This window comes from Paracoccus beibuensis (genome assembly GCF_026162625.1).
In the GTDB taxonomy this organism is placed as follows: Bacteria; Pseudomonadota; Alphaproteobacteria; order Rhodobacterales; family Rhodobacteraceae; genus Paracoccus; species Paracoccus beibuensis.
In genome coordinates this window covers 14,318-32,026 of sequence record NZ_JAOTBD010000023.1, presented here as the reverse complement: position 1 = coordinate 32,026, position 17,709 = coordinate 14,318, and the positions used below count along the sequence as shown (strand labels likewise).

Here is a 17,709-nt window from a genome sequence, read left to right as displayed (position 1 = left end):
ATGGCAAGCTGGCAGGCGAAACAACGCGATCCGCTGTTCGATCAGTCCACCCGCGCCGCGCTGGAACGCCGGGGCAAGGAACTGGCGGGCGCGGGTCTGATCATCCTGGGCATCGTCATCGCGATGATGCTGGGCAGCTGGACCGCCGACGATCCCAGCTTCCGCTCGGCAACCGACGCGCCGGCGCAGAACATGCTGGGCAGTTTCGGCGCATATGTCGCTTCGGCGCTGATCATGATCGCGGGGTACGGGTCTTGGATGCTGGTCGCCGCGGCCTGGGTGTGGGGTCTGCGGCTGATGCTGCACAAGGGCGAGGACCGGCTGATGCGCGGCATCTTCACGCCCTTGGCCGTGGCGCTGGTGTCGGTCTATGCCAGCACGCTGGTTCCAGGGCCGGAATGGCAGCAGACCTATGGCCTGGGCGGGCATTTCGGCGACATGGTCATGGGCGCGCTGCTGAACATCCTGCCGATGAAGGCGCAGCTGGGCATTCGGGTGGCGGCGCTGCTGATGGCGCTGGCCGTCGTCGCGGCGGGCGCCTTCGTCTTCGGATTCGACCGGGCGGAGCTGACGGGCCTGTGGCGGCGCTTCATCGCCGGACTTGGCGCGGCGCGCCACATGGCGGTCGGCGCGGCGGCGACAGGCGTGGCGGTCTCGCAGCGCCTGCGTCAGCCGCGCGGGTCCGACGAGGACGCGCCGCGTGCCGCCCCCGTCGTGACAGCACCGCGCCGCCGGACCGCCCCGCCCCCCGCCTTCGAGCTGGAGGAGGAACTGCCCGAGCCGGAGCTGATCGAGCGCGATGCCGACTGGGACGGCGAAGGCCCGTCCGACGCCGAGGTTCGCGGCCGGATCAGCGATGCGATCCGCACCAGCACCGCCAAGACCTCGGTCCTGAAGGCAGTGACCTCGCGCCTGGCGCGCGATGGCGTGCCGCCTGCGTCCGAGGTCGAGGACGATGAGGCCGTGACCCAGCCCTCCGCCACCCGCATCATCCCGGCGGCCCCCAAGCCCGAGCCTGCCCGCACCGCCGCCCCGACGCTTCGCGCCGAAGATCCGGACGGTGCCTACGAACGTCCGCCGCTGGACCTGTTGTCGGCGCCGACGGATGGCGACCAGCAGCCGGTCTCGCAAGAGGTGCTGATGGAGAACGCCCGCACGCTGGAGGCGGTGCTGGACGACTATGGCGTCAAGGGGCAGATCACCGAGGTGCGCCCTGGACCCGTCGTCACGCTTTACGAGCTGGAGCCCGCGCCGGGGCTGAAGGCCAGCCGCGTCATCGGCCTGGCAGACGACATCGCGCGGTCCATGTCGGCGCTGTCGGCGCGCGTGAGCACCGTGCCGGGCCGGTCGGTCATCGGGATCGAACTGCCCAATGCGCGGCGCGAGAAGGTCCTGCTGCGCGAGATCTTTGCCAGCCGCGCCTTTGGCGACGGCACGCAGCCGCTGCCCCTGGCGCTTGGCAAGGACATCGGCGGCGATCCGGTCGTGGCGAACCTGGCCAAGATGCCCCACCTGCTGATCGCCGGGACCACCGGTTCGGGCAAGTCGGTGGCGATCAACACGATGATCCTGTCGCTGCTGTACAAGCTGACTCCTGACGAATGCCGGCTGATCATGATCGACCCCAAGATGCTGGAACTGTCGGTCTATGACGGTATTCCGCACCTGCTGTCCCCGGTCGTCACCGACCCCAAGAAGGCTGTCGTCGCGCTGAAATGGGTTGTCGGAGAAATGGAGGACCGCTATCGCAAGATGTCCAAGATGGGCGTCCGGAACATCGAGGGCTATAACGGCCGCGTCATCGAAGCCCTCAAGAAGGGCGAGATGTTCAAGCGCACCGTGCAGACCGGCTTTGACGAGGATACCGGCGACGCGATCTGGGAGACCGAGGAGTTCCAGCCCGAAACGTTCCCCTATATCGTCGTCGTCGTCGACGAGATGGCCGACCTGATGATGGTCGCGGGCAAGGAAATCGAAGCCTGCATCCAGCGCCTGGCGCAGATGGCGCGGGCCAGCGGCATCCACCTGATCATGGCGACGCAGCGCCCCTCGGTCGACGTCATCACCGGCACGATCAAGGCGAACTTTCCCACGCGGGTCAGCTTCCAGGTGACGTCCAAGATCGACAGCCGCACGATCCTGGGCGAACAGGGGGCCGAGCAGCTGCTGGGGCAAGGCGACATGCTCTACATGGGCAACGGCGCGCGCATCACCCGCATCCACGGCCCCTTCGTCAGCGACGAGGAGGTCGAGGAGATCGTGAACCACCTGAAGTCCTTCGGGCCGCCCAGCTACAAGTCCGGCGTGGTCGAGGGACCCGAGGACGAGGTGGCATCGGATATCGATGCGGTGCTGGGTCTTGGCGGTGGCGAGGGCGGGGACGACGCGCTCTATGACCAGGCGGTGATGATCGTGGCCAAGGATCGCAAATGTTCGACCAGCTACATCCAGCGCAAGCTCGCCATCGGCTATAACAAGGCCGCGCGCCTGGTCGAGCAGATGGAGGATCAAGGGGTCGTCAGCGCCGCCAACCATGTCGGCAAGCGGGAAGTGCTGGTGCCCGAGGTCTGAGGAACTCTGGCGCGGCGGGACGGCGGCAGGTATATCCGTGACATGACCATCTGGCACCTGCATCTGCTGAACGCGCGCAACGCCCTGACCGGCAACATGTCCGCCATTCGCGCCACCCTGCGCGAGAGCGTGGCGATGGTCGACGATCATGTCGACCTGCCGCGCTTCGATCTTGTGCTGCGCGCGGGCGATGCGGTCATTCCCGACTGGGGCATCGGCGGCCAGTCCCCTGCGCCCGGCGTGATCGAGATCACCCTGATGCCCGAGCGTTTCTCGGTCGAGCATCTGCAGCGGACGCTGGTCCACGAGTTGCACCACCTGCTGCGGTGGGAAGGGCCCGGATACGGGCTGTCGCTGGGCGAGGCGCTGGTCAGCGAGGGGCTGGCGGGCCATTTCGTGCTGCAGATCCTGGGCGGTGCGCCGGACCCTTGGGATGCGGTCCGGCCAGGGCCCGGGACGTTGAAGCAGGCAGGACATCTGTGGGCGCGGCGGGACTTCGACTTTCCCGAGTGGTTCCTGGGGCGCGGCAAGGTCCGCAAGTGGACGGGCTATGGGATCGGGCACCGGCTGGTCGCCGAGCACCTGGCGCAGGCGCCCGAAGCGGATGCGGCCTCGCTGGCGTGGACACCTGCGGATATCTTCCGCCCTGCGTTGCGGCGACTGACTGCCGTTGAGGGTGAGGCCGAGGACGACGTGGCGGACGCGGACGAAGGTCCGGTTGCGTCCCGCGACGCCGGGGGGCCGGCCCCCCGGACCCCCCTGGACAGCTGACGACAGAAGCGTTCTCAGCGAGGGGTCGACAGCGCGAAGGCCACGCCCAGCAGCAGACCGCTCAGGGCGCCGCCCAGATGCGCCTCCCATGCGATCGAGGGCATCAGCAGGGTCAGGCCGATGTTGAGCGCGAGGAGCAGGCCGACGGCGCGGACCAGCGGCGCGGTCGGGCGCTGACGGCGGCGCAATGTGACGGCGGCATGTCCCACAAGCGCGCCGGCCACGCCGAAGACCGCACCCGAGGCACCGATCATGGGGCCCGCATCGGGCTGCATCAGCGCGAATGTCAGCGCGCCGCCGATCTGGCTGGCCAGGTAGATCAGCGCCATCCGCCCCGAGCCGACCATGCCGCTAAGTTCCCGCCCGACGGCGGCAAGGGAGATCATGTTCATGCCCAGGTGCAGCGGCCCCGCGTGCAGCAGGCCGTAGGTCAGGAACATGACCAGCCACTGCCCCGGGTAGATGCCCGCCCCGTCCCAGAAGAGGAGCGACCAGAAGGCGACCAGCATGAAGGTCGCCTGCCGCACGGCCGGATAGCCGAAAAGACCTGCAACGAACAGCAGGACCTCGATCAGGCAGCAGGCCCCGATCAAGACCCGCAGCCAGACCGGCAGGCGGGCGGGGGCGAGGGCGCGCGCCGATACGCGCGGGACCGCGGCGGGGCGCGGGGCGTCAGTCATCGGCCCTGATCTGGCGGGCTTCGTCGATCAGCATGATGGGGATACCGGAGCGGATCGGGAAGGCAAGACCGGCGGCGCGAGAGACAAGCTCTTGCCGGTCGGCGTCGTAACGCAGCGGCGCGTGGGTGACGGGGCAGACCAGCGCCGCGAGCATGTGGCGGTCGAAGGCGGGGACGGTGTCGGTCATTGCAGTCGTTCCTCGTTCTCGCCGCCGTGGAGGGCGAATTCGATCAGGCCGATCAGCAGTTCGCGGCGATCGGCCAGCGTGGGCGATTCCAGCAGCGCCTGCTTGTCGCCGGGGCCGAAGGGCAGCATCATCGACAGCGAGTTGATCAGAAGCTCGTCCTCGGCCTGCGAGGCGGCGTCCCAATCCGTCGACAGCTCCTGCGTTTCCATGTAGCGCGCCAGAAGGTCGAACAGCGCCTTGCGGTCGAGGTTCGGGTCCTGTTCGGTCCCGGCGGTGTCGCGCGGAAAGGACGACCAGTCGACGCGGCCCTGGAGGTAGGGGGCAAAGCCTTCCTGCGGCTCCAGCAGCCGGAACCGCGACACCGCGCCGAGCGAGATCATCATCCGCCCGTCATCGGTTTCCGAAAACGCGACGACGCGGCCCGCGCAGCCGATGGATGACAGGCCCTCGCCCTCGGGCTGAATCATGCCGATCAGGCGGTGGTCGGTCTTCAGCGTGTCTTCCAGCATCTGCAGATAGCGCGGCTCGAAGATGTGCAGCGGCAGGCGGGCGCGGGGCATCAGCACCGCCCCCGGCAGCGGGAACAGGGCGATGCGGTCCGGCAGGTCGAATCTGCGGGGCATGGATCAGGCGAAAATCAACGACGACAGGCGGCGGCGGCCCTTCTGGGCGATGGGGTCGTTCGGCTTGAGGCTGTCGAAGATGGTGATCAGCTGGGCCTTGGCCGCACCCTCGTTCCAGTCGCGGTCGCGGCGGAAGCTGTCCAGAAGGACGTCGATGGCTTCCTCGACCCGGCCGGCGGCATGAAGGGCCTGGGCGTATTCGAGCCGCGCCTGCTGGTCGGACGGGTCGGCATCGACCCGTGCCTGCAGGTCGTCCAGCGGTCCGGCGCTGCTGGCCTGCTGCGCCAGCTGCAACTGGGCGCGCGCGGCCTCGACCGGGGCCGAGGTCGCGACGGGACCCGGCACCTGCTGCAGGGTTGACGCAGCCGCGGCGTGATCGCCGGCCGCCAGGTGGGCGCGGATCAGGCCGCCCCAGGCGTCGGGGCTGTCAGGCATCTCGCCGATGATGGCGGTGAAGGTCTCGATCGCGTCGGCGGCCTCGCCGTCCTCGATCATCTGCTCGGCCGCGGCCAGGGCGTCGGCCAGGCCGCCGTCATCGCCGGACATCGCGGCCAGCTTGTCCACGAACTGCTTGATCTGGCTGGCCGGCAGTGCGCCCTGGAAGGCATCGACCGGCTGGCCCTTGAAGAAGGCATAGACGGTGGGGATCGACTGCACGCGCAGCTGCGAGGCGATGGTCTGGTTCTGGTCCACGTCCACCTTGGCCATGCGGACACGCCCCTTGTGGCGCGCGACCTCGGCTTCCAGCGCAGGGCCGAGGGTCTTGCAGGGGCCGCACCAGGGGGCCCAGAAGTCGACGATGACGGGCACTTCCATCGAGGCCTCGACGACCTCGACCATGAAGGTGGCCTCGGTCACGTCCTTGATGAAGTCATCGGTCTTGGGCGCGGCGGCCCCATCGAAAAGCATGGTCATGTCGTCCCCGGATCGTTCGGTTCTTGGCGCTTGGGGTCAATATGGGGCGTCGGGCGGGCGAACAAAAGGGCGGATTGCATCGCCGGCACCCGCCTGCCACCCCGCGGCCGGCATCACCGGCGCCCCGTGTCACAGATCGAAGCTGGCCAGCACCGGGACATGGTCACTGGGGCCCTCCCACCCGCGGCAGGGACGCAGGATGCGGCTGTTGTGCGCGGCATTGGCGATGTCCGGGCTGGCCCAGATGTGATCCAGCCGACGGCCCTTGTCGGCGGCGTCCCAGTCCTTGGCGCGATAGCTCCACCAGCTGTAGAGCAGCCCCGATGGGATGTCCTGGCGCGTCACGTCGACCCAGCCGCCGGCATCCTGCGCGGCCAGCAGGTGCTCGACTTCGATGGGCGTGTGGCTGACGATCTTCAGAAGCTGCTTGTGCGACCACACGTCGTCCTCGCGCGGGGCGATGTTCAGGTCGCCGACCAGGATCGACTTCTGCGGCTTGTCGGCGTGGAAGACGTCGCGCATCTCGGACACGAAATCCAGCTTCTGGCCGAACTTCTCGTTCACCGTGCGATCGGGAACGTCGCCGCCCGCAGGCACGTACATGTTGTGGATCACGACGCCGTTTTCCAGCCGCGCGGATACGTGCCGGGCATGACCCAGCCGCGCATAGTCGCGGTCGCCCGCATCCTCCAGCGGCAGGCGCGACAGGATGGCGACGCCGTTATAGCCCTTCTGGCCCCGCGCAACGATGTGGTGATAGCCCAGGTCGCGGAACTTCGTCAGCGGGATCTTGTCCACCGGCGACTTGCATTCCTGCAGGCACAGCACGTCCGGGCCCTCGTCCTGCAGCAGGCGGGCGACCAGCCCCTCGCGCAGGCGGACCGAGTTGATGTTCCAGGTGGCGATGGTGAACATGCGGCTCTCCTTTGGGGGCGGACCCTAACGGCGGGGGCCGTGCCTGTCGAGCCACGGGGTTGCCATACGGCCCGCGCGCGTTATGCAAGGGAAAAGACGGCAGGGGGACCCGATGAGGCTGACCATCGACGAGGCGCTGACGCGTGGGGGGACCGGACGGTTCCAGTGGCGCCTGCTGGGCATCTTCGGGCTGGTCTGGGCGGCCGACGCGATGCAGGTGATCGCGGTCGGCTTTGCCGCGCCTTCGGTCGCGGCCACATTCGGGGTCGAGCGTGTGACGGCGCTGCAGATCGGCACGGCGTTCTTCCTTGGCATGTTCGTGGGTGCGTTCCTGTTCGGCCGGCTGGCCGACCGGATCGGGCGCAAGTGGGTGCTGGTGGGGACCGTCGCGATGGACGCGGTCTTCGGGCTGGCCTCGGTCGTGGCGGGGGACTTCACCTGGCTTCTGGCGCTGCGCTTCCTGACAGGGCTGGCGGTCGGCGGCACGCTGCCAGTGGACTACGCGATGATGGCCGAGTTCCTGCCGCCGAAGAACCGCGGACGCTGGCTGGTCTGGCTGGAGGGGTTCTGGGCCGTCGGCACGGTCATCGTGGCGCTGACGGCCTGGGCCGCGGCATCCCTGGGAGCCGAGGCGCCGTGGCGCTGGATCTTCCTGGTGGCGGCGCTGCCGGCGCTGATCGGTTTCGGCCTGCGGCTGTGGATCCCCGAATCGCCCATGTACCTTGTCCGCACCGGCCGTCAGGCCGAGGCGCGCGTCGTCATCGACCGCATCCTGCGTATCAATGGCGCCGAGCCGCTGCCCCCGCAGGCGCATCTGAAGCCTGCGCCGGTACCGGCAGGGGCCGCCCGCACCATCCTCGCGCCGACGCTGCGGCGCGCGACGATGGGCGTGCTGGCCGTCTGGTTCCTGGTGTCGCTGTCCTATTACGGCGTCTTTGTCTGGGTGCCGGGCCAGCTGGCGACCGAGGGCTTCGGCTTCGTGCGCGGATACGGTTTTCTGGTGATTCTGGCGCTGGCGCAGGTGCCCGGATACGCGCTGGCGGCCTGGGGGGTCGAGGCGATCGGCCGGCGCGCAACCCTGGCGGGGTTCCTGGTCCTGTCGGCTGCGGGCTGCGGGCTGTTTGCCTGGGCCAGCGGCGCGGTCGCCGTCGCGACAGCCCTGATCGTCATGAGCTTTGCGCTGCTGGGCACCTGGGGTGCGCTCTATGCCTTCACGCCCGAGATCTATCCGACCCACCTGCGCGGGACCGGAATGGGCACGGCCAGCGCCGTGGCTCGCCTTGGCGGCATCCTGGCGCCAAGCCTGTTGGCGGTGGTCTTTGCTCGGGGCTTCGGGCTGGCCATCGGCAGCTTCGCGGTCCTGCTGCTGCTGGCCGCTGCTGCGCTGCTGCTGGTCGGCACCGAAACCCGTGACAGGGCCATCGGCTAGATTCGGAACAAGCGAGGGCCCCGTCCGTTCCATGCCTCAGCATCATCGAAAGGACATGACATGGGTCAGTTGGTCGAGGGCGTCTGGAAGGACGAATGGTACGACACCGACAGCACGGGCGGAGAGTTCAAGCGCGACACGTCGAAGTTCCGCAACTGGGTGACCGCCGATGGCAGCGCAGGCCCGACGGGCGAGGGCGGCTTCACCGCCGAAAGCGGGCGCTATCACCTCTATGTCAGCCATGCCTGCCCCTGGGCGCATCGCACGATGATCTTCCGGGCGCTGAAGGACCTTCGGGACCATATCGACGTGTCGGTCGTCCACCCCGAGATGCTGAAGGACGGGTGGGAGTTCAGGACCGACTTCCCCGGCGCGACCGGCGACCGCCAGTTCGGGCTGGACTACCTGCGTCAGGTCTATCTGAAAGCCAAGCCGGATGCGTCCGGCCGGGTGACGGTGCCGGTGCTTTGGGACCGGCAGACGGGGCAGATCGTATCGAACGAAAGCGCCGACATCATCCGCATGTTCAACGGCGCGTTCGACGGGATCACCGGGAACACCGACGACTATTGGCCCGCCGATCTGCGCGACCGGATCGAGGAGGTGAACGCCCGCATCTATGACACCGTCAACAATGGCGTCTACAAGGCAGGCTTCGCCACGTCGCAGGAAGCTTATGACAAGGCGGTCGTGCCCTTGTTCGACAGCCTCGACTGGATCGAGGGGGCGCTGGCGCAGCACCGGTATCTGACCGGCGACCGCATCACCGAGGCGGACTGGCGGCTCTTTACCACGGTGGTGCGCTTTGATCCGGTTTACCACACGCACTTCAAGTGCAACCGCCGGCGCATCGTCGACTATCCGAACCTTTGGGGTTGGGCGCGCGAACTGTACCAGTGGCCCGGCGTGGCGGACACAGTGCATCCTGACCACTTCATGCGGCACTATTACTTCAGCCACGACATGATCAACCCGCACCGGATCATTCCCATCGGCCCGGACGAGGACTGGTCCGCAGCGCACGGGCGCGGGTGATTCCGGCTCGATCCGGCGCCGGACACGTCGTGCGTCGTGCCGGTTCGACGTGTCCGCCGGTCATTCGCGCTCCGTCGTCCGGGGCAGGATAGACATCAGGGACCGTGTTGAATGGGCACAGTTTCAGCGGGACTTGCGCTGCCCCGGATGCCGGCTGTGGCGTTCGCGACATCGCCGGTAACAGCGGGAGTTCGGCCACGGCACAGAATGCAATCGCTTGGGGAGCGGTCGAACTGCCCAAATCCGACCCGAAACCACTTGAACGCGCGTCGTGGCATCGATGAGATTGGTTTCGCAAGCAAGGATACATGACATTCCGCGACCGCCTCGCGCCTGGCGACCTTTTCAGAACCGTTCCTCCATGCTGCCCAGAGCGCCTTCGCCGGCCGACATCGTGAAGCGTCGCGCCGCCTCTTTATCCCAGTCCGCAACCCGGCCATCCACGACCTGAAAAAAGCCCCGGCGCGGAAACGCCGGGGCATCAGAGAGGGAGGGGGAGTGTGGCCGCATCCACCGACCACTGGGCTTCGGGTGTTCCAACTCTGGGAACACGCGGTGGTTCCCGCGCCGTGTCGGATGCGCCGAAACCTGCCGATCAGGCGACCAGCCGATATCCGCCGGACTCGGTCACCAGCAGCCGTGCGTTAGACGGATCGGGTTCGATCTTCTGGCGCAGGCGATAGATGTGGGTCTCGAGCGTGTGCGTCGTGACGCCGGCATTGTATCCCCAGACCTCGTGCAAGAGCACGTCGCGCGGCACGACCCCGTCCTGGGCGCGGTAGAGGAACTTGAGGATGTTGGTTTCCTTCTCGGTCAGGCGGACCTTGCGGTCCTTCTGGTCGATCAGCATCTTCATGGCCGGCTTGAAGGTGTACGGCCCAAGCTGGAAGATCGCGTCCTCACTTTGTTCATGGGTGCGCAACTGGGCGCGCAGACGGGCCAGCAGGACGGGAAACTTGAAGGGCTTCGTCACATAATCGTTCGCGCCGGCGTCGAGGCCCAGGATCGTGTCGGCATCGGTGTCGTGGCCGGTCAGCATCACGATGGGGCACTTGACGTTCAGCTTGCGCAGCTTCTTGCACAGTTCTCGGCCGTCGGTGTCGGGCAGGCCGACGTCCAGCACCACCAGGTCGAAGATCGCGTTCTTCGTGGCCTCGACCGCCTCGGCGCCGCTGCCGGCCTCGGTCACGTCGAAGTCGTCCGTTGCGACCAGCTGCTCGGCCAGGGCTTCGCGCAGGTCTTCCTCGTCGTCGACCAGCAGGATCTTTTTCAGTCCGGGCATGTTGCCTCCTTCGGTTCGCTTGGGCAATCAGTGGGGACGGTTGCGCGAACCGTCCAGCGACATGTCGGATTTCTCACATGGAGTTGTCGGTTCGGCGCACTATGTTTCAGAATGTTTCAGATCCGCGTGGCACCATGAGCCTGATCCCGACCCTTGCCGAAACCATCGCCCGCGCGCGGGTGGACCTGCGCATGGGCCTGCCCGTGGCCTTGGGAGACCACCTGGCTGTCGCGGTCGAGACCCTGTCGCCGGACCGGCTGGCCGATCTGCGCGCGCTTGGTCCCGCCGCGCTGGCGCTGACCGGTCGGCGCGCCGAGACGCTGAAGGCGCGCACCTATGATGGCGATCTGGCGCGTGTCGTGCTGCCTGCGGATGCCGACCTTGCGTGGCTGCGGGCGCTGGCCGATCCGTCAGCGGACCTGATGACGCCGATGAAGGGGCCGCTGGTGACCCTTCGTGGCGGCGACGCGACCGCCCATCGCGCGGCCATCGCCCTGGCCAAGTCGGCCGAGCTGCTGCCCGCCATGCTGCTGGTTTCCGCGCCTGCACCCGACGGCCTGACGCGGCTGGCGCCCGGCCCCGCCCTGGCGCAGCTGGCGAGCGAGGCCGCGATGGCGCCGGTCGCCGCCGCCCGCCTGCCGCTGATGGCAGCCGAGCGGTCGCGCCTGCACATCTTTCGCCCCGACAACGGCGGCGAGGAACATTACGCCATCGAGATCGGCGATCCGCCGCGCGATCAGCCGGTGCTGGCGCGGCTGCACTCGGCCTGCTTCACCGGTGACGTCTTGGGCAGTCTGAAATGCGACTGCGGACCGCAGCTGAACGCGGCGCTGGAGGCGATGGGGAAGGAGGGTGCCGGCGTCCTGCTCTACCTGAACCAGGAAGGGCGGGGCATCGGCCTGGCCAACAAGATGCGCGCCTATGACCTGCAGAATCAAGGCTTCGACACCGTCGAGGCGAACCACCGGCTTGGATTCGAGGATGACGAGCGCGACTTCCGCATCGGCGCCGCGCTGCTGCGCAGGCTGGGCTTCGCGTCCGTCCGCCTGATGACCAACAACCCGCGCAAAGTCGCCATGATGGAGGGCCACGGCATCGTCGTGGCTGAACGCGTGCCGCTGATCGTCGCGCGCAACCCGCACAACACCGGCTACCTCGACATCAAGGCGCGCAAGTCGGGGCACCTGCTGTGACCGCGGACGACATGGTCCTGACGCCGCATGGGCTGCGGTTCCTTGGGCGGGTGTTCCCCTGCAGCATCGGCAAGACGGGCGTGACGGCGGCCAAGCGCGAAGGCGACGGCGCCACCCCTGCGGGCGTGCACCGCATCACCGGCCTTTGGTATCGGGCCGACCGGCTTCCGCGTCCGGCGTCCTGGGCGCGGTCGATCGGTCCCGGCGATCTCTGGTGCGACGATTCCGCCCATCCGGCCTACAACCACCACGCCCGCGCGCCGCTGCCCGCCAGCCACGAGCGGATGCGGCGACCCGATCCGCTCTATGACCTGGTCCTGACGACGGATTGGAACTGGCCGGATGCCGCGCCCGGTGCCGGATCGGCGATCTTCCTGCACCAGTGGCGCCGTCCCCGGTTTGGCACCGAGGGCTGCATCGCCTTCGCCCGTCGAGATCTGATCTGGATCGCGCGGCGCGCCCGGCCGGGAACGCGGCTGATCGTGCCGGGGCCTTCTTTGCCGGGTTACTCCGTCCCGGCGTAGTCCCGCGCCCCGAAGATGGCCGAGCCGACGCGCACGTGGGTCGCCCCCTCGGCGATGGCGGCTTCGAAGTCGGCGCTCATCCCCATCGACAGGTTCTGCAACCCGTTGTCGTTCGCCAGCTGTCGCAGCAGGCGGAAATGCGGCACCGGGTCCAGACCTTCGGGGGGGATGCACATCAGCCCCTGCGGCGCCAGCGCAAGTTCATGGCAGGATGCCAGGAAACCCGGAAGCTCATCCGCCAGGATGCCTGCCTTCTGCGGCTCATCGCCGGTGTTCACCTGGACGAACAGCTGCGGCGTGCGCCCCTGTTCGTCGACCTGCTGCGCCAGCTTGCGCGCCAGCGTCATGCGGTCCAGCGTGTGGATCGTGTCGAACAGCTGCACCGCCGGTTTCGCCTTGTTCGACTGCAGCGGCCCGATCATGTGAACCGAGACGCCGGGGAAGTGGCGGCGCCAGGCGGGCCACTTGTCCTGCGCCTCCTGGACGTAGTTTTCGCCGAAGACGGTGTGGCCTGCAGTCAGCACCGCCTCGACCCGTGCGGCGGGTTGAACCTTGCTGACGGCGATCAGCGTGACGCTGCCGGGTGCACGCCCCGCCGCCTGCTCTGCCGCGCTGATGCGGCGCTTGATGTCTTCCAGTCCCATGCGGCCACCTGACAAAAAGAAAAGAGCGGGCGCAAGGCCCGCTCTCCAGTCTGCTTCCGATCGGATGGATCAGAAGTTGAAGCGAACGCCCATGTCGGCGGTCACGTTTTCGTCGTAGTCGCGCTGCAGCGACGCACCCAGACGGGCACCGCCCAGGTCGTAGTTCACGCCGACGCCGAACGCGTTGTCGGTTTCGTTCGAATCGCGATTGTTGTTGGCGACATAGGCTTCGATGTTGGTCAGACCATCAGCCAGGGTGTAGTCACCGTACAGGGCGAAGGTCTGGCCGTCGGCGCCGTACTCGCTGTCGTCCTCGTCGTTGGTGTCGACGTAGTTCAGACCGATGCGGGCGTTCTCCATGACGGCATAGCGGGCGCCGACGAAGAAGATGTCGTTGTCGTCGAAGCCAGCACCGTTCTGGGTGTAGCCAGCCGACAGTTCCAGACGCTCGTTCCAGGTGTAGTCGGCCGCGAGGCTGTATTCTTTCTCGTTGCCACCTTCGAGGAACTCGACGTCGTCCGTCTGGTCGGGGTCGATGATCGAGCCCATGACCGACACACCGGCGATTTCGTACTTGGCGAAGACGCCCAGGCGGCTCACGCCGTCGTTGCCGATGTTGCCATCTTCACCAACGATGCGATTGCCGTATTCGTCAGCGTCATAAGCGAAGAAGTTGCCGGTGACGGCGCTGAAGCCGACCGAACGGTCGTACGAACCCAATTCGGTCGCGTAGATCAGGCCCGAGCTGTCCAGAGCGGTTTCGGTGTTACCGATTTCAACGGTCAGGCCGCTGGCGGTGACATAGAGCTTGCCGGCGTTCAGTTCGCCTGCGTCGTCCTGGTTCTGGTCCCACTGGATGCGGAAGCGGGCACCGAAGTCGACGCCGGCGTCGGTCGAGGTCGCCGCGTCGATGTTCATGCGCAGGCGCGAAATCACCTGCGTCTCGTTCACGTCCGCGTCGTTTTCGTAATAGATCACGCCGGTACGGCCATAACCCGAGATCGTCACGTCGGCAGCAGCCCAGCCGGCGGTCAGGACCAGCGCGGTGGAGGCGATAAGAGCCTTTTTCATGGTGGTTTTCCCTCTTGTCTCTCTGATGCCCAAGCCGGCGATCCCGCCCTGGGTATGCCGATTTGTTTCACCCTTTCGAACTCGTGATGCAACGGAATCACGTGTGGACTGATTTCTTTGCCCGTTTCCGTGATGCACTTGGGCCACACTTGCGCTGCCGCCGCTGCGACGGCGGCCCGGCGGGCGTCGGGCAAAGTCGCCGCAGGGCCGCCGCCGGCGCCCAATGCGCTTGTTTCGGCACCGCTGTTCGCGCTAATGCTGGCGCTGACGAAAACCACGGGGGATGGCATGATCTTTGCACGCGCTGCGCGCCTGACGATCGTCGCGACGCTTTGCGCCGGGCTGGCGGCCTGCGGTCGGGGCGATACCGGGGCGAACTATTCCCAGACGCGGCCGGACGAGAGCACCACGCGCATCCAGGACGTCCTCATGCGGTCGGAAAACCCGAACCGGACCGTGGGCGTGAACAAGTACCTGTGGAACGCCAGCCTGGACGTGCTGAACTTCCTGCCGGTGCAGACGGTCGATCCCTTCACCGGCGTCATCCAGACCGGCTATGGCACGCCCCCCGGCGGCGGCCGGTCCTATCGTGCCACCATCCAGATCAGCGATCCGGCGCTGGATGCGCGCAGCCTGCGGCTGTCGCTGCAGGGTCCCGGCGGCGCGGCGGTCGAGCCCGGAACGGTGCGCGCGGTCGAGGATGCGATCCTGACGCGCGCCCGGCAGATGCGCATCCGGGACGGGCGGTTCTGATCACGCCATCGAGGGCCCGTTGCGGTCGAGCGGGCCGGGCACTGGACCCTACCCTGCGGGACGTATAAACCCTGCGGGCAACTGACATGCCCGAGGTTCCCCATGCCCTATGATCCCGCGACAAGCGAAGCCGGCTGGCAGAAGGCCTGGGCCGATGCCGGCAGCTTCGCCGCCGTGCGCGACAGCCGTCCAAAGTACTATGTGCTGGAGATGTTCCCGTATCCCTCGGGGCGCATCCACATGGGCCATGTGCGCAACTATACGATGGGCGACGTGGTGGCGCGGTTCAAGCGTGCGCAGGGGTTCAGCGTGCTGCACCCGATGGGCTGGGACGCATTCGGCATGCCTGCCGAAAATGCCGCGATGGAGCAGGGGGGCCATCCCCGCGAATGGACCTATGCCAACATCACCACCATGCGCGACCAGCTGAAGCCCTTGGGCCTGTCCATTGACTGGTCGCGCGAGTTCGCGACCTGCGACGACGCCTATGTCGCCCAGCAGCAGGCGTTGTTCCTGGACATGCTGGAGGCGGGCCTCATCACCCGCAAGTCGGCGCAGGTGAACTGGGACCCGGTCGACATGACCGTTCTGGCAAACGAACAGGTGATCGACGGCAAGGGCTGGCGGTCGGGTGCCACGGTCGAGCGGCGCGAGCTGACGCAGTGGTTCTTCAAGATCAGCGACTACAGCGACGAGCTGCTGTCGGCGCTGGACGGGCTGGAGGGCTGGCCGGAAAAGGTGCGCCTGATGCAGGCCAACTGGATCGGCAAGTCGCGCGGGCTGCAGTTCCGCTTTGCCACCGTCGATGCCCCCGCAGGCCATGAGGCGATCGAGGTCTATACCACCCGCCCCGACACGCTGATGGGCGCGTCCTTCGTGGCGCTGTCGCCGGACCATCCGCTGGTCAAGGAACTGGCCGCCTCGCACCCCGAGATCGAGGCCTTCCGCGAGGAGTGCCGCAGGATCGGCACCACCGAGGAGGCCATCGAGACCGCGCCCAAGCTGGGCTTCGACACCGGCCTGACCGTGCGCCACCCGCTGGACGCGGACTGGCAGCTGCCGATCTGGATCGCGAACTTCGTGCTGATGGACTATGGCACGGGCGCGATCTTCGGCAGCCCGGCGCATGATGAACGTGACCATGAATTCGCCACGAAATACAGCCTGCCGATCCGTGCGACCTTCGGGCAGCAGGGCATGGACCTGGTCGAGGCCGACGCACTGGTCTCCAAGGCGCCTTTCGTGCCCGCCAAGTCCGAAACCGTCACCTATGTCCGCGGCTTCAGCGGCGCGGCCGACCAGACCGGAGAGGCCGCCGTCGACGCGGCCATCGCCCATGCCGAGGCGCAGGGCTATGGCAAGGGCGTGACCAAGTTCCGCCTGCGCGACTGGGGCATCTCGCGCCAGCGCTATTGGGGATGTCCGATCCCCGTCGTTCACTGCGACAGCTGCGGCACGGTCCCCGAGGCCAAGCAGAACCTGCCGGTGCTGCTGCCGCAGGACGTGACCTTTGACGTGCCGGGCAACCCGCTGGACCGTCATCCCACTTGGCGGCAGGCTGTCTGTCCGAAATGCGGCGGCGCGGCGCGGCGGGAAACGGACACGATGGACACCTTCGTGGACAGCTCGTGGTATTATGCCCGCTTCACCTCTCCGGGGGCGGACGCGCCGACGGTGCGGGCGGATGCGGACTACTGGATGAACGTCGACCAGTATATCGGCGGCATCGAACACGCGATCCTGCACCTGCTGTATTCGCGCTTTTTTGCGCGGGCGATGGTGAAGACAGGGCATCTGCCGGAAAAGGCGAAGGAGCCGTTCGACGCGCTGTTCACGCAAGGCATGGTCACGCACGAGATCTACATGACCCGCGACGACCGGGGGCGCCCGGTCTATCACCTGCCCGAGGATGTGACCGACGGCAGGCTGGCCGATGGGACGGCGGTCGAGATCATCCCCTCGGCCAAGATGTCGAAGTCGAAGAAGAACGTCGTCGACCCGGTCAACATCGTCGAGAGCTTCGGCGCCGACACCGCGCGCTGGTTCATGCTGTCGGACAGCCCGCCCGAGCGCGACGTGGAATGGACCGCCGCCGGGGCCGAGGCCGCGTACAAGTTCCTGGCGCGCGTCTTCCGCCTGGCCGAGGATGCGTCCGAGGGCGGCGACGATCCCGACCTGACCCGCGCCGCGCATCGCGCCATCGCCGATGTCACGCGTTCGATCGAGGGCTTTGCCTTCAACAAGGCGGTCGCCAAGCTCTATGAGCTGGCGAACGCGGTCGGCAGGTCGCAGGCCGGGGGCGAGGCGCGCCGCGTCGTCCTGCGCATCATGGCGCAGCTGATGGCACCGATGGTGCCGCACCTGGCCGAGGAGATCTGGGCAGCCGCTGGCGGTCGGGGAATGGTCGTCGACGCGGGCTGGCCCGAGGCGGACGCGGCCTTGCTGCAAGACGACAGCGTCATCCTGCCGATCCAGATCAACGGCAAGCGCCGGGCCGAGATCCAGGTTCCGAAGGACATGCCCAAGGACCAGATCGAGGCGATCGTCATGGCCGACGAAACCGTTCAGCGGTTCCTGGACGGCGCCGCACCCAGAAAGCTGATCGTCGTGCCCGGGCGGATCGTCAATGTGGTCGCCTGATCGCCGCACGGCCCTGCTGGGGCTGCTGGCCCTGGGGGGCTGCGGCCTGACCCCTGTCTATGGGCCGGGGGGCGGGGGCACGCGCCTCTGGGGCAAGGTGCGTCCGCGCGACCCGGACACGCCCATCGACTTCATCTTCAACCGCCGATTGGCCGAACGGCTGGGAGGAGAGGACGCGGCGATCTATGACCTGGACTACCAGATCAGCATCGGGGTGGTGTCGCAGGCGATCACCACGGACGAGGTCACGACCCGCTACTCGCTGAACGGCACCGCCGATTTCGCCCTAACTGGTCCCGGCGACGTGGTGGTGACGCGGGGGCGGGTCAGCAGCTTCACCTCGTATTCGACGACGGGCACGACCGTGTCGACCCTGGCGGCCGAAGGGGATGCGCGGGAACGGCTGGCGACGATGCTGGCCGACCAGGTGGTCACGCGGCTGCTGGCGGTCGCATCCTCGCGGCCGGAATGAGGCG

17 protein-coding genes are annotated in these 17,709 nt (G+C 67.5%); 9 read left to right on the top strand and 8 right to left on the bottom strand.

Features of this window, described 5'->3' with window-relative positions; translation table 11 throughout:
- Nucleotides 1-2,571 (top strand): DNA translocase FtsK, encoded by a 2,571-nt coding sequence (locus OC159_RS13665; RefSeq protein WP_265501737.1) that lies wholly within the window; start codon nucleotides 1-3, stop codon nucleotides 2,569-2,571.
- Nucleotides 2,572-2,613: 42 nt separating this feature from the next.
- Nucleotides 2,614-3,342, top strand: coding sequence for a DUF2268 domain-containing putative Zn-dependent protease (locus OC159_RS13660; protein ID WP_265501736.1), 729 nt, complete (start codon nucleotides 2,614-2,616; stop codon nucleotides 3,340-3,342).
- Nucleotides 3,343-3,356: 14 nt separating this feature from the next.
- On the opposite strand, the gene OC159_RS13655 is transcribed toward OC159_RS13660, so the two are convergent.
- The 5 genes from OC159_RS13655 to OC159_RS13635 all read right to left on the bottom strand — a co-directional run bounded on the left by OC159_RS13655 (nucleotide 3,357) and on the right by OC159_RS13635 (nucleotide 6,662).
- Entirely contained in the window at nucleotides 3,357-4,022 is a 666-nt protein-coding gene (locus OC159_RS13655; RefSeq protein ID WP_265501735.1) for a rhomboid family intramembrane serine protease, read from the bottom strand.
- Nucleotides 4,015-4,209 (bottom strand): Trm112 family protein, encoded by a 195-nt coding sequence (locus tag OC159_RS13650; protein ID WP_265501734.1) that lies wholly within the window; start codon nucleotides 4,207-4,209, stop codon nucleotides 4,015-4,017. The genes OC159_RS13655 and OC159_RS13650 overlap by 8 nt, the downstream gene beginning before the upstream one ends.
- Complete coding sequence (locus OC159_RS13645; RefSeq protein WP_265501733.1) at nucleotides 4,206-4,832, bottom strand: LON peptidase substrate-binding domain-containing protein; 627 nt, start codon at nucleotides 4,830-4,832, stop codon at nucleotides 4,206-4,208. Before OC159_RS13645 ends, OC159_RS13650 begins: the two co-directional genes overlap by 4 nt.
- A gap of 3 nt (nucleotides 4,833-4,835) precedes the next feature.
- The gene (gene trxA, locus OC159_RS13640) at nucleotides 4,836-5,741 is read right to left on the bottom strand and encodes a thioredoxin (RefSeq protein ID WP_407674132.1); all 906 of its coding nucleotides are present in this window, start codon (nucleotides 5,739-5,741) and stop codon (nucleotides 4,836-4,838) included.
- Between the two features lie 135 nt (nucleotides 5,742-5,876).
- Nucleotides 5,877-6,662 carry an exodeoxyribonuclease III gene (locus tag OC159_RS13635; protein WP_265501731.1) on the bottom strand — a complete coding sequence of 262 codons (786 nt, stop codon included), beginning with the start codon at nucleotides 6,660-6,662 and terminating at the stop codon, nucleotides 5,877-5,879.
- A gap of 112 nt (nucleotides 6,663-6,774) precedes the next feature.
- On the opposite strand from OC159_RS13635, the gene OC159_RS13630 reads away from it, so the two are divergent.
- Both OC159_RS13630 and OC159_RS13625 read left to right on the top strand, forming a co-directional pair.
- A complete protein-coding gene (locus OC159_RS13630; protein ID WP_265501730.1) occupies nucleotides 6,775-8,091 on the top strand; it encodes an MFS transporter in 1,317 nt (438 codons plus the stop codon).
- A 60-nt stretch (nucleotides 8,092-8,151) separates the two neighbouring features.
- Nucleotides 8,152-9,126: a glutathione S-transferase family protein gene (locus tag OC159_RS13625; RefSeq protein ID WP_265501729.1), complete on the top strand. Its 975-nt coding sequence runs from the start codon at nucleotides 8,152-8,154 to the stop codon at nucleotides 9,124-9,126.
- Between the two features lie 595 nt (nucleotides 9,127-9,721).
- On the opposite strand, the gene OC159_RS13620 is transcribed toward OC159_RS13625, so the two are convergent.
- Entirely contained in the window at nucleotides 9,722-10,408 is a 687-nt protein-coding gene (locus OC159_RS13620) for a response regulator transcription factor (protein ID WP_265501728.1), read from the bottom strand.
- 134 nt (nucleotides 10,409-10,542) lie between these two features.
- Here OC159_RS13620 and ribA point away from each other — a divergent pair, with 134 nt between their 5' ends.
- Nucleotides 10,543-11,601, top strand: a complete 1,059-nt coding sequence (gene ribA, locus OC159_RS13615; RefSeq protein WP_265501727.1) for a GTP cyclohydrolase II — start codon at nucleotides 10,543-10,545, stop codon at nucleotides 11,599-11,601.
- Nucleotides 11,598-12,125 carry a L,D-transpeptidase family protein gene (locus tag OC159_RS13610; protein ID WP_265501726.1) on the top strand — a complete coding sequence of 176 codons (528 nt, stop codon included), beginning with the start codon at nucleotides 11,598-11,600 and terminating at the stop codon, nucleotides 12,123-12,125. The genes ribA and OC159_RS13610 overlap by 4 nt, the downstream gene beginning before the upstream one ends.
- Here the strand turns inward: OC159_RS13610 and OC159_RS13605 are convergent.
- Nucleotides 12,107-12,769, bottom strand: a complete 663-nt coding sequence (locus OC159_RS13605; RefSeq protein WP_265501725.1) for a YggS family pyridoxal phosphate-dependent enzyme — start codon at nucleotides 12,767-12,769, stop codon at nucleotides 12,107-12,109. The two genes, OC159_RS13610 and OC159_RS13605, sit on opposite strands and share 19 nt — an antisense overlap.
- 69 nt (nucleotides 12,770-12,838) lie before the next feature.
- Nucleotides 12,839-13,840: a porin gene (locus OC159_RS13600; RefSeq protein ID WP_265501724.1), complete on the bottom strand. Its 1,002-nt coding sequence runs from the start codon at nucleotides 13,838-13,840 to the stop codon at nucleotides 12,839-12,841.
- 288 nt (nucleotides 13,841-14,128) lie between these two features.
- On the opposite strand from OC159_RS13600, the gene OC159_RS13595 reads away from it, so the two are divergent.
- From OC159_RS13595 to lptE, 3 genes are all read left to right on the top strand, one after another.
- Complete coding sequence (locus OC159_RS13595; RefSeq protein WP_265501723.1) at nucleotides 14,129-14,593, top strand: DUF3576 domain-containing protein; 465 nt, start codon at nucleotides 14,129-14,131, stop codon at nucleotides 14,591-14,593.
- A gap of 102 nt (nucleotides 14,594-14,695) precedes the next feature.
- Nucleotides 14,696-17,233: a leucine--tRNA ligase gene (gene leuS, locus OC159_RS13590; RefSeq protein WP_265501722.1), complete on the top strand. Its 2,538-nt coding sequence runs from the start codon at nucleotides 14,696-14,698 to the stop codon at nucleotides 17,231-17,233.
- Nucleotides 17,220-17,705, top strand: coding sequence for an LPS assembly lipoprotein LptE (gene lptE, locus OC159_RS13585; RefSeq protein ID WP_265501721.1), 486 nt, complete (start codon nucleotides 17,220-17,222; stop codon nucleotides 17,703-17,705). The genes leuS and lptE overlap by 14 nt, the downstream gene beginning before the upstream one ends.
- Nucleotides 17,706-17,709 lie beyond the last annotated feature (4 nt).

Excerpts from the sequence above, each read along its gene's own strand:
- OC159_RS13650 (WP_265501734.1), bottom strand. The coding sequence starts at position 4,209 with ATGACCGACACCGTCCCCGCCTTCGACCGCCACATGCTCGCGGCGCTG.
- OC159_RS13595 (WP_265501723.1), top strand. The coding sequence starts at position 14,129 with ATGATCTTTGCACGCGCTGCGCGCCTGACGATCGTCGCGACGCTTTGC.
- ribA (WP_265501727.1), top strand. The coding sequence starts at position 10,543 with ATGAGCCTGATCCCGACCCTTGCCGAAACCATCGCCCGCGCGCGGGTG.
- leuS (WP_265501722.1), top strand. The coding sequence starts at position 14,696 with ATGCCCTATGATCCCGCGACAAGCGAAGCCGGCTGGCAGAAGGCCTGG.
- OC159_RS13630 (WP_265501730.1), top strand. The coding sequence starts at position 6,775 with ATGAGGCTGACCATCGACGAGGCGCTGACGCGTGGGGGGACCGGACGG.
- OC159_RS13635 (WP_265501731.1), bottom strand. The coding sequence starts at position 6,662 with ATGTTCACCATCGCCACCTGGAACATCAACTCGGTCCGCCTGCGCGAG.
- OC159_RS13620 (WP_265501728.1), bottom strand. The coding sequence starts at position 10,408 with ATGCCCGGACTGAAAAAGATCCTGCTGGTCGACGACGAGGAAGACCTG.
- OC159_RS13665 (WP_265501737.1), top strand. The coding sequence starts at position 1 with ATGGCAAGCTGGCAGGCGAAACAACGCGATCCGCTGTTCGATCAGTCC.
- trxA (WP_407674132.1), bottom strand. The coding sequence starts at position 5,741 with ATGCTTTTCGATGGGGCCGCCGCGCCCAAGACCGATGACTTCATCAAG.
- OC159_RS13625 (WP_265501729.1), top strand. The coding sequence starts at position 8,152 with ATGGGTCAGTTGGTCGAGGGCGTCTGGAAGGACGAATGGTACGACACC.
- OC159_RS13600 (WP_265501724.1), bottom strand. The coding sequence starts at position 13,840 with ATGAAAAAGGCTCTTATCGCCTCCACCGCGCTGGTCCTGACCGCCGGC.
- OC159_RS13655 (WP_265501735.1), bottom strand. The coding sequence starts at position 4,022 with ATGACTGACGCCCCGCGCCCCGCCGCGGTCCCGCGCGTATCGGCGCGC.
- OC159_RS13645 (WP_265501733.1), bottom strand. The coding sequence starts at position 4,832 with ATGCCCCGCAGATTCGACCTGCCGGACCGCATCGCCCTGTTCCCGCTG.
- OC159_RS13605 (WP_265501725.1), bottom strand. The coding sequence starts at position 12,769 with ATGGGACTGGAAGACATCAAGCGCCGCATCAGCGCGGCAGAGCAGGCG.
- OC159_RS13660 (WP_265501736.1), top strand. The coding sequence starts at position 2,614 with ATGACCATCTGGCACCTGCATCTGCTGAACGCGCGCAACGCCCTGACC.
- lptE (WP_265501721.1), top strand. The coding sequence starts at position 17,220 with ATGTGGTCGCCTGATCGCCGCACGGCCCTGCTGGGGCTGCTGGCCCTG.